The 9,533-nt window shown below is 36.2% G+C and carries 11 protein-coding genes and 1 pseudogene; 7 read left to right on the top strand and 5 right to left on the bottom strand.

The annotated features are described in order from the left end of the window. A partial coding sequence (locus VLZ86_RS08125) for an alcohol dehydrogenase catalytic domain-containing protein (RefSeq protein ID WP_325450134.1) occupies window positions 1-389 on the bottom strand: 389 nt, incomplete at its 3' end. 62 nt (window positions 390-451) lie between these two features. Next, on the bottom strand, window positions 452-871 hold the full coding sequence (locus VLZ86_RS08120; protein WP_325450132.1) for an OsmC family protein: 420 nt from the start codon (window positions 869-871) through the stop codon (window positions 452-454). A gap of 304 nt (window positions 872-1,175) precedes the next feature. Here VLZ86_RS08120 and VLZ86_RS08115 point away from each other — a divergent pair, with 304 nt between their 5' ends. The 7 genes and pseudogenes from VLZ86_RS08115 to VLZ86_RS08085 all read left to right on the top strand — a co-directional run bounded on the left by VLZ86_RS08115 (window position 1,176) and on the right by VLZ86_RS08085 (window position 7,069). After that, entirely contained in the window at window positions 1,176-1,472 is a 297-nt protein-coding gene (locus VLZ86_RS08115) for a hypothetical protein (protein WP_325450130.1), read from the top strand. Window positions 1,473-1,533: 61 nt separating this feature from the next. After that, a pseudogene (locus VLZ86_RS08110) lies at window positions 1,534-2,453 on the top strand (mechanosensitive ion channel family protein). Window positions 2,454-2,693: 240 nt separating this feature from the next. Continuing rightward, a complete protein-coding gene (locus VLZ86_RS08105) occupies window positions 2,694-3,527 on the top strand; it encodes a flagellar motor protein MotB (protein WP_325450129.1) in 834 nt (277 codons plus the stop codon). 126 nt (window positions 3,528-3,653) lie between these two features. Further along, the gene (locus tag VLZ86_RS08100; RefSeq protein WP_325450127.1) at window positions 3,654-4,949 is read left to right on the top strand and encodes a phosphoribosylamine--glycine ligase; all 1,296 of its coding nucleotides are present in this window, start codon (window positions 3,654-3,656) and stop codon (window positions 4,947-4,949) included. After that, the gene (locus VLZ86_RS08095; protein ID WP_325450125.1) at window positions 4,909-5,415 is read left to right on the top strand and encodes a GNAT family N-acetyltransferase; all 507 of its coding nucleotides are present in this window, start codon (window positions 4,909-4,911) and stop codon (window positions 5,413-5,415) included. Before VLZ86_RS08100 ends, VLZ86_RS08095 begins: the two co-directional genes overlap by 41 nt. A 107-nt stretch (window positions 5,416-5,522) precedes the next feature. Further along, window positions 5,523-5,819 carry a DUF3817 domain-containing protein gene (locus VLZ86_RS08090; RefSeq protein WP_325450123.1) on the top strand — a complete coding sequence of 99 codons (297 nt, stop codon included), beginning with the start codon at window positions 5,523-5,525 and terminating at the stop codon, window positions 5,817-5,819. After that, the gene (locus VLZ86_RS08085; protein WP_325450122.1) at window positions 5,819-7,069 is read left to right on the top strand and encodes a mechanosensitive ion channel family protein; all 1,251 of its coding nucleotides are present in this window, start codon (window positions 5,819-5,821) and stop codon (window positions 7,067-7,069) included. Before VLZ86_RS08090 ends, VLZ86_RS08085 begins: the two co-directional genes overlap by 1 nt. Window positions 7,070-7,132: 63 nt before the next feature. Here VLZ86_RS08085 and VLZ86_RS08080 read toward each other — a convergent pair whose 3' ends face one another. From VLZ86_RS08080 to VLZ86_RS08070, 3 genes are all read right to left on the bottom strand, one after another. Beyond that, a complete protein-coding gene (locus VLZ86_RS08080) occupies window positions 7,133-7,825 on the bottom strand; it encodes an OmpA family protein (protein WP_325450121.1) in 693 nt (230 codons plus the stop codon). A 10-nt stretch (window positions 7,826-7,835) separates the two neighbouring features. Next, complete coding sequence (locus VLZ86_RS08075) at window positions 7,836-8,318, bottom strand: lipocalin (RefSeq protein ID WP_325450120.1); 483 nt, start codon at window positions 8,316-8,318, stop codon at window positions 7,836-7,838. A 207-nt stretch (window positions 8,319-8,525) separates the two neighbouring features. Then, window positions 8,526-9,401, bottom strand: a complete 876-nt coding sequence (locus tag VLZ86_RS08070; protein WP_325450119.1) for a DUF72 domain-containing protein — start codon at window positions 9,399-9,401, stop codon at window positions 8,526-8,528. Window positions 9,402-9,533 lie beyond the last annotated feature (132 nt).

The raw sequence follows: 9,533 nt of genomic DNA, 5'->3' as shown, positions 1-9,533 counted from the left end.
CCAAAAGTATGGCCGCCCAAATGTTTGTCCTGGCTATTGTATGTGCCTACCATGCCTTTTTCGCAAAATTGTTCCAAGTTTTCTTTACAAGCTGAACATTCCTGACACGAATCGACCATACAGCCAACACCTACCAGGTCGCCTTTTTTAAACTTGGTCACATTTTTACCCGTTTTAACGACTCTACCAACAATTTCATGTCCTGGTACAACAGGGTATTTTGAGTTTTTCCAATCGTTCCTGACCGTATGAATATCACTATGGCAAACGCCGCAAAAGTTAATGTCAATTTTGACATCATCATCGCCACAGGCCCTGCGTTCAATGTCCATTTGTTTCAAATCTGCTTTGGCATCATTGGCGCCATAAGCTTTTATGGTTGTATTCATTTACTTTAATATTGATTTATAGTATTCAGGAAAACACCATCTCCAACGTAATTGTTAGAAAATTACTTCTCGAACGTCGTTTTTAAGGTAATGTCTGCGTTCAATAATTTTGATACCGGACAGTTATCTTTGGATTTGTTAGCAAGCTCCTTAAATTTACTTTCTTCCATTCCCGGCACTTTCCCCGTGAGCTCCAATTCAATTTTCGGAATACTGCCATCTTCAAAGAAAACTCTCGCTTGGGTATCCAAGCGTTCTGCAGTAAAACCTTCTTCTACCAAATAGAAACTCAATTGCATAGTAAAACATCCTGCATGTGCCGCTCCAATCAACTCTTCGGGATTGGTTCCCACCGCGTCTTCAAAACGTGTTTTAAAAGCATAAGGCGATTCTTTTAAAACGCCGCTCTCAGTTGTTAAAGATCCTTGTCCATCTTTTCCGCCACCTTCCCAGTGGGCTTTTGCTGTTCTGTTAAATTTCATAATTTTTTGATTTTTAATTAAACTATTATATAAAGTGAATCACTATTTAACGCAAATAAGATTTGACTGCCAATAATATAAAAAGAGATATTATCAATTGCGCCTACGTTCTCTATTTTCAAAATTACACCAATAAATAGGCAATTCTTGCTTTAACCCAATATAAAATGAACCCATCTGCTTGAAAGTTTTGTTATTCCCTTACCCTGATTTTGTTTGGATCAACATTAGTTTCAAATCCGTTAAACCTAGTTTTCAATTAGATGTACATTTAAATTTTAAGTTGAATTAAATATTTGGAACCATGGCAACAGATAAAAACAAAGACAATAAACCCGGGAAGTATGATTCAGATATCACTAAGGAAGATAAGGATCTGCTAGGTGAAAAACATAAAAATTTACGAACGGATGGTGGGGATGATAGTCAATTAGATGAAAATCATCGGTCGCATCCAGTGGATTTTGAGGGTAAGGATTTGGATATTCCAGGACGTACTTTACCGGAAGATCGCTCAAAAAAAGATCTGAAAGATGAGGAGAATCAACTCTACAGTCAGGGCGGGCCAGATAATGATGCTCTGGAGGAAAACGGCAATTAACTGTAATTTTATCAAAACCAAAAGACACAAATTATTCATGTAACGCAACCAAATCCTATATATGCAGGACAACACCATAACCATTGCTGAATCCTTTACCAATTTTTACAACAGCTTTATAGATCAATTACCAGGGATTGGCATTGGTGTTCTCATTATTGTATTGGGTTTTTTGTTAGCCAAATGGATAGGGCAATTCGCTAGAAAACGTATCAATGCAAGAACCCATGATCCGCTTATGAGCAAATTCTTAGGGCAAGCCATAAAATATGTGTTGGTCATTTTTGCATTATGATTGCATTAAGAGCCGCCGGAATGGGAGGTATTGCAACGGCTATCTTAACAGCTGCCGGCGCAAGTGCCATAGTATTTGGGTTTGCATTTAAGGACATCGGGGAAAATTTTATAGCAGGTGTCATTTTAGCCTTTAACAGACCTTTTGATGTTGATGATACTGTTGAAATTGGCGATGATTTTGGAAAAGTCAAGAATTTGGAATTTAGATATACCAAACTAAAGACTTTTGACGGCAAGGACGTCTACATACCCAATAGTGATGTTCTAAGGAAACCCGTTACCAACTATACCGAAGATGGCTTTTTTAGATGGAATTTCATCATTGGCATTGCTTACGAGGACGATATTCAAGGTGCTAAAAAAACGATATTGGATACGTTGCGCAAAGAACCCAAAGTAATTGAAGATGATGAACATGAAAATTTTGTCATAGAAGAAGAGTTGGCTACTAGCACCGTGAACTTAAAGGTTTTCTTTTGGGTAGATACGAAGGATTTTAGACGAATGGCATTGATTACAAAAGGTAATGTCATCAGAAACGTGAAAGAAGCCCTAGAAAAAAATGGGTACTACTTACCGGCCGATATTCAGGAAATAAAACTGTATGGTGGAGAAAAAGGCTTCCCGATCCGTGTGGAAAAAGACGAGCCTTCTGATCATAACAAAACAAATAAAAGTATCTAATCATATGAAAATAGTTTCTGTTACTTTTAGGAATTTATGGATTTCTCTTATTAAGATTGATGAGTCCGTTGAACTTGATTTCTATAAGAACCACATTCAGTTTTATGTAGGAGATTACATAACTCCCACCTAATGTGCTTATCGCCATCTTTAAATGTTAAAATAAACCAAAATATGCGGCGGACTCACGTCTATAACCCGTGGACGCTCGTACATATACTAAACCATTAAATTAATATTATGAAAAAAATTTCAATTGTACTCATCCTTGCCATCACGATTACGTCATGTGTTTCTAAGAAGAAATACGTCGCTTTAGAACTTGAAAACGGTCAAATAAAGAGCGAACTGACTAAGACTCGAGTAGAAAAAGAGGATCTTGAAAATAAATTTGCAGCTATTCAAGCACGAGTTGACAACTACAACAAAAAAATCAATTCACTTACTGAACAAAATGATGCGATGTTAGTTAATGTTGACAATGTTGCAGTCATATCAAACGATACGAAAAAAGCAATGCGTAAAACATTGCAAAACGTAGATGCATCAAAACTTGCGGGCGCTAAGACTTTAAAAGACTCTATGAATCTTGCATTGTCCTATAACCTAAACAAGTCTATGGATTCCAGTAATCTTAATGAAGATGAAGATATTTCTATCGACATTAATGAAACGGTGGTCATGATTTCCATTTCAGACAAGATGTTGTTTAATACTGCAAGCTATAGAGTAAGTAACAAAGCGAACGATATTTTGCAAAAATTAGCAAACGTCATCAATTCTGAACCAAGTGTTGAAGTTATGGTAGAAGGCCATACCGATGCCAGAAGCATTAAAACTAGTAAAATCGCTGATAACTGGGATTTGAGTGTTTTACGTGCAACTTCAGTGGTTAGAAAATTGGTAGATGATTATGGTGTTGCACCTGAGAAATTGATTGCTTCAGGAAGAAGTTCTTTCAAACCTCTTGCTGACAACGACACAAATGAAAACAGAGCAAAAAACAGAAGAACACGTATTGTGATCCTTCCAAACTTAGATAAATTCTTTGCATTAATGGGCTCGAATGAATAACAGTTCAAGTTAATTAATTAATCCGAAAAAAGGCTGTTAGAAATAACGGTCTTTTTTTATTTCAAATTGATTTTGGAACAAAAAAATCAACTAATTTCGTATAATTAAATTCCACAAAACAACATCTTGAAAAAACCGAATAGCTTACCAAAAAACTTTCTATTTATTTCCCGTTGGGGAGAGATTCTTGATATTGCCTACGCCACCCAAAATGAAGGCAACTCCGTTAAACTTTATATTGAAGACAAGCCGTCAAGGGAAATCGGCACCGGATTTGTCAAAAAAGTAAAGGATTGGAAAAAGCATATTGAATGGGCTGATATATTAATTTTTGACTATACAGGTTTTGGTAAGGAATGCGCCGAATTAAGAGCTTCAGGCAAAATTGTATTTGGAGGAAGTGAATATACCGATCAACTCGAATTGGATCGAAATTTTGGACAAAAAGAACTGCAAAAGCACAAGATAAAAACCTTGCCTTTTGAAGAATTTCTAAGTTTCCAGGACGCTATTGCCTATGTTGAAAAACATCCAGATGCATACGTTGTTAAACCTTCTGGCGAAACACAAGAGTTAAAACAATTGCTCTTTGTGGGTAGCGATGATGAAGGATTGGATGTGATTCGGGTACTAAAAGCCTATGATAAATCATGGGGTGATGACTTCGGAAATTTTCAACTTCAGAAAAAAGTAAAAGGTGTAGAGATATCTGTTTCAGCTTATTTCAATGGAAAGGAATTTTTACGACCGATCAACATCACTTTTGAGCATAAGAAGCTGTTTCCTAAAGAACTGGGAGTTTCCACGGGTGAAATGGGTTCCAGCATGTTTTGGGTCAACCAATCCCCTATTTTTGATGCCACCTTGAAGAAATTCGAACCCTCATTGGCAAAGCATAAATTTATAGGCCATATTGATATCAACTGCATTGTTAACGGCAATGGGATTTATCCCTTAGAATTTACCTCGCGTTTTGGCTATCCTCAAATCTTCATCCAGCGAGCAGGGATCACTGAACCTATTGGCGAAATGCTTTATAAAGTGGCCACTGGTGAGAATTTTAAAATAACTACTAAAAAAGGCTTTCAGGTTGGCGCATTTATCGTAGTGCCCCCTTTTCCTTATGATGACAAAAAGACCTTCGAATTGTTTTCAAAAGATGCCGTAGTTGTGTTTAGAAAAGATATGAAAGAAGGCATCCATCCCATGCATCTCAAAAAGGTAAATGACGAATGGTTGATTACCGGCAATACCGGAATTGCACTTTTGGTGACTGGTACCGGAATAACCATGCGTGATGCGCAAAAAATGATGAACAACAGGATTCACTCCGTAATTGTCAACAATGGGTATTACAGAACGGATATTGGCGATAGATGGTTTGAAGATTCAGACAGATTGTGGTCTTGGGGATTATTATAAGGGCAAAATGGAAGCTTTTACGTTTAGGGAATTAAAAACAGACCCGCAGCATTTTTTTCAGATTCTTCCTAAGGATTGGCAGGATGAGATTGTTCCATTTTGGGACATTTATAAAACCGATTCTAAAATCTATATTATTGAAGACAGTAACAGCCTAATTGGAGGTGGCATAGTTTTTTATAAATCTCCACCTCATTTTGAATATTTTGCAACTGAAGCTGAAACTTGGTTTAATAATGGCTACCTATATCTCGGATTTATTTGGATTTCAGAACAACATCGAAACAAAAGTTTGGGCAGTTTTTGGTTAAACCAATTGAAATCAAAAAATCCAAAACAACAGTACTTCCTCCTTACCGAAGAAGAACAGCTGCATCATTTTTATTTAAAAAACGGATTTGTATGCCACCAATCCCTCCAAAATGAAGACCATAGGGAATGGTTATATCATACAAAAAGTGTGTGAACCTAAGCTGTTGTATCTTTTGAATCCGTTCATTTTCATAAAAAATTTGATCAAAAGGTAGCAAATACAGGATATCATGGGTACTTTTGCATAAAATACAAGAATCTATGTTTACACTAATAAAAAGCTTCAAAGTTGTTGCCATTTTAGAAGGTATTTCCTATTTAGTTCTGTTTGCAAACATGCTACTCATCAAACCTTTCTATTCTGAACTTTATCAAACCCTTCTGTATCCCATTGGAATGACCCATGGTTTATTATTCATAGCCTATATTCTATTAGCGTTATTGGTAGGTTCAAAATTAAAGTGGTCTTTTAAGACTTTAGGCATTGTCATGTTAGCATCTTTACTTCCGTTTGCTACGTTTTATATTGAAAAGAGATATTTAAAAACTGCAGTATAATGTTTTTAATCAACCACTATTTTTACGAATATTTCTGTAAATTTGGTTTTACCGATGATTGGGCAAAATTCCTGAATATGCTCACATTGCTGGCTATTCTGATCGTTATCATCTATGTTTCAGATGTCGTGGCAAGGACCGTTATGGTGAAAAGCTTTACAAAATTTGCTGCTCGTTCAAAGACTACTTTCGACGATTTATTGGTAAGCCACAAAGCTCCGCGAAATATTGCGCATTTGGTACCGTTGTTTATCACCATTAAGGTGTTTCCTTTGGTTTTTTCTGATTATCCCAAGATAGAGGCTTTTCTGGTTTTGATGCTAAAAGTTTATGGCATCTTGCTGACCATCTGGATTGTGAGAAGCATCTTGCGCACCTTGGAATCCTATTTTAAAACCTTGCCAAGTTTACGTGACAAGCCAATTGACAGTTATATACAAGTAGTGATGCTTTTTGTGTGGATCATTGGTGTGGCCTCTAGTCTTGCAGTTCTAATCAATTTATCATTTCTTAGTTTCTTTACAACTATTGGAGCTGCATCTGCAGTTCTTTTATTGATTTTCAAGGATACCATCTTAGGCTTTGTGGCCAGTATCCAAGTAGCCATCAATGATACGTTGAGAATTGGCGATTGGATTACTATGGATAAGTATGGCGCTGATGGCGATGTTATTGAAATCAATCTTTCCACAGTACAGGTCCAGAATTTTGACAAGACCATTACTACGATTCCAACCTATGCAATTATTTCTGAGTCTTTTAAAAATTGGAGAGGAATGCAGTCATCAGGAGGGCGTCGTATTAAAAGATCTATTTTGATCAAATCGAAAAGCATTCATTTTCTTACGAATGAAGAAATTGAAAACTTAAAAAAAATCCAACTTATCACCAAATATCTGGAGGATAAGCAAGAAGAACTTGCAGAGTATAATCGCATTAACAATATTGATCAATCGACATTGGTCAACGGTCGTAACCTGACCAATCTTGGCGTTTTTAGAATATATCTACAAACCTATATCGAACGTCATCCAGGCATCCATAAAGACATGAGCTTAATGGTAAGGCAATTACAGCCAACTTCTCAAGGTATCCCATTAGAGATTTATGCATTTAGCAATGACATACGCTGGGTGAAATATGAATCCATCATGTCTGATATCTTTGATCACATATTTTCTTCCATAACTTATTTTGATTTGGAATTGTTTGAATTGACCCCAACAATTTTTGAGGCTCCTAAAAATTAAGCAAAAAAAAACAGCCTTATTAACTTAAATAAGACTGCTTAAATGACCTTGACCTAAGGTGTTTTAATTTCCTGTTTTTTCCATTGCTTCTTTCTTCATTTGTTCATTAGCAATAATGGCCAATTCCACACGTCTGTTTTTAGCTCGACCTTCTACAGTTGAGTTATCATACTTGGGCTGATTAGGACCGTACCAATTGGTTGTAAATCGACCAGAAGAAACTCCTTGACTAGACAAATAACTGGATACTGCTTGCGCTCTTTGTTTTGAAAGAGTCATATTAAACTTGTCTGGACCCGTACTGTCAGTATGGCCTTCTACCAAAATATTAGTGTCAGGGTACTCTTTAAATATACCTGCCAGCTTGTTAAGTGTTGCTGAAGATGCAGCATTAATATTGTATTTATTGGTATCAAAGTAAACACCACTGCTCTCATCGAAAACAACATTTATCCCTTCACCAACTCGCTCTACTTGAGCTCCTGGGATTTCTTCTTCAATACGCTCAGCTTGTCTATCCATTCGGTCACCAATGTAATTTCCTGCAACACCACCTACTACAGCACCAATAATGGCTCCTAAAGCTGAATTGTTTTTACTACCTACATTATTACCTATAACACCGCCAATAACAGCGCCACCTCCAGCACCAATAACAGTTCCTTTTTGTTTATTGTTAGCATTTCTTGTCGCATCACAACTAATGAATGCTGTGACCATAAATAACAGTGTGATTGTTTTTAATAAATTTTTCATAATTAAAGTTTTATAAAGTTGTTCTTGTAAAATTTAGGTTAATATTAAATGGCTTTCCTTCAAATTGAATGGTCTGTGTGATTTGCATGGAGTTATCGTCCAAATATTTCATCTTCATTCTAAAACCTGTTTTGTCTTGAAGATCTTTTTTCTTTTCATCGGTGAATTTCATGGTAAAGTCAAAGTCGCCAGTATCCTTACCTATTTCATTTGCTGCCCATCTAAAGTATCTGACACCCGTTGAGCACTCGGCATTTGTTACATTATAAGTCCCCGTACTATTATTAGATCTAAAAAACCACTGGCTGTCCTCAAAACAAGATGTTGTAACATCACCAAATAAAGTGGTATCGAAGACTCCCTGCTCATCATAAGTAACAGAATTGAGCACCCAATTGCCATCAATAGTTTTTCTCGCAGATTTTTCAACCTTTGAAAGTGAACAGGACACAAAAAGCGTCGCTATAAAAAGTGTAATTCCTAGTTTTTTCATTGTAAGTAGTATTAATTGGTTTCTCTTAAATATACGATTTTTACTACACATCGGGTGTTAAGAAATTCCCATATTTTGTTAATAAATACAAACTTAAAGCTATAAATTAATCTATTCCACACTAATGTTGATGCAATCCACATTCAGCCCAATTGACAATCAATTCTTTGTTTTTATAGGTCCGAAATACGCTGGTTTAAAATAATTTTAGATTCTGATCTTTTTGGGGATAATCAAATTCGTACCCAATGCCGCATTTAACTTTTCGATAAAATATGTGGCAAGCAACGGCGTTTCTTTTTCGATATCTTGATGCACAAAAAAATTGATTTCCCTGATCCCTTGTTGTTTCCAAAGCTTAAGACGTTCCACCCAATCATTCAATCTCGAATAGTCACTCTCATGGTTTGCTCCAACAAACCTAATAAAAGCTGTGCCGTTCGTCAATCGCATGTGCAATAAATCGCGTCTGCCAGGAGTATCAACGATACTATTGGAAATATTATAAGTTTCCAATAAATCATATAATCGGTTCGCTACTGAAATGTCATTGTACCAGTCGGTATGTCTAAACTCCATGGCAAGCGGAATTTCTTTAGGCCATGATTTAGCAAAGGCGTCCACTCTATCAAAATCCTTGGGGCCAAAATTAGTGTGCATTTGTAAAAACAGCGTTCCCATCTTCTCTTTAAGATTTACAGCGCTGTACAAAAAATCGTCAACTACTTTATCTACATCTTTCAATCGTTTCCAATGGCTTATCTCTTGATAAAGTTTTGGAAAGAACTTAAATCCAGCTGGTGTTTTATCATACCAAGTAGCAAAGATTTCCGGCGAAAAAATGCGGTAAAATGTTGCATTCAGTTCGACCGAATTAAACTGTGTGGCATAATAAGCAAGCGGATCTTTGGTGCCTACAGGATAAAACCCTTTTAATTTGGTTTTGCTCCATTGGGAACATCCTACAAAAATATTAGGTCGACCTTTATTTGCGAGATTTAAAAGTACAGAAGATGTGTCTATATGATCGTCGGGCAAAGAAAAATCTATATCTTGGGGATGGTCAACGCTACCAAATTGCATGGGTTTTTGTTTTGAGATTTTATAACTTCAAAGATACTTCAATCATTCTGAATTACATTTTTAAAAAGCACTAATGCCGACTAAAAATGATCAGAACACACGTATTGTTAATAACCCCGTTAACAACATCTC

The organism is Gelidibacter sp. (genome assembly GCF_035515035.1).
Lineage (GTDB): Bacteria > Bacteroidota > Bacteroidia > Flavobacteriales > Flavobacteriaceae > Gelidibacter.
This window is presented reverse-complemented; position numbering and strand designations above follow the sequence as displayed.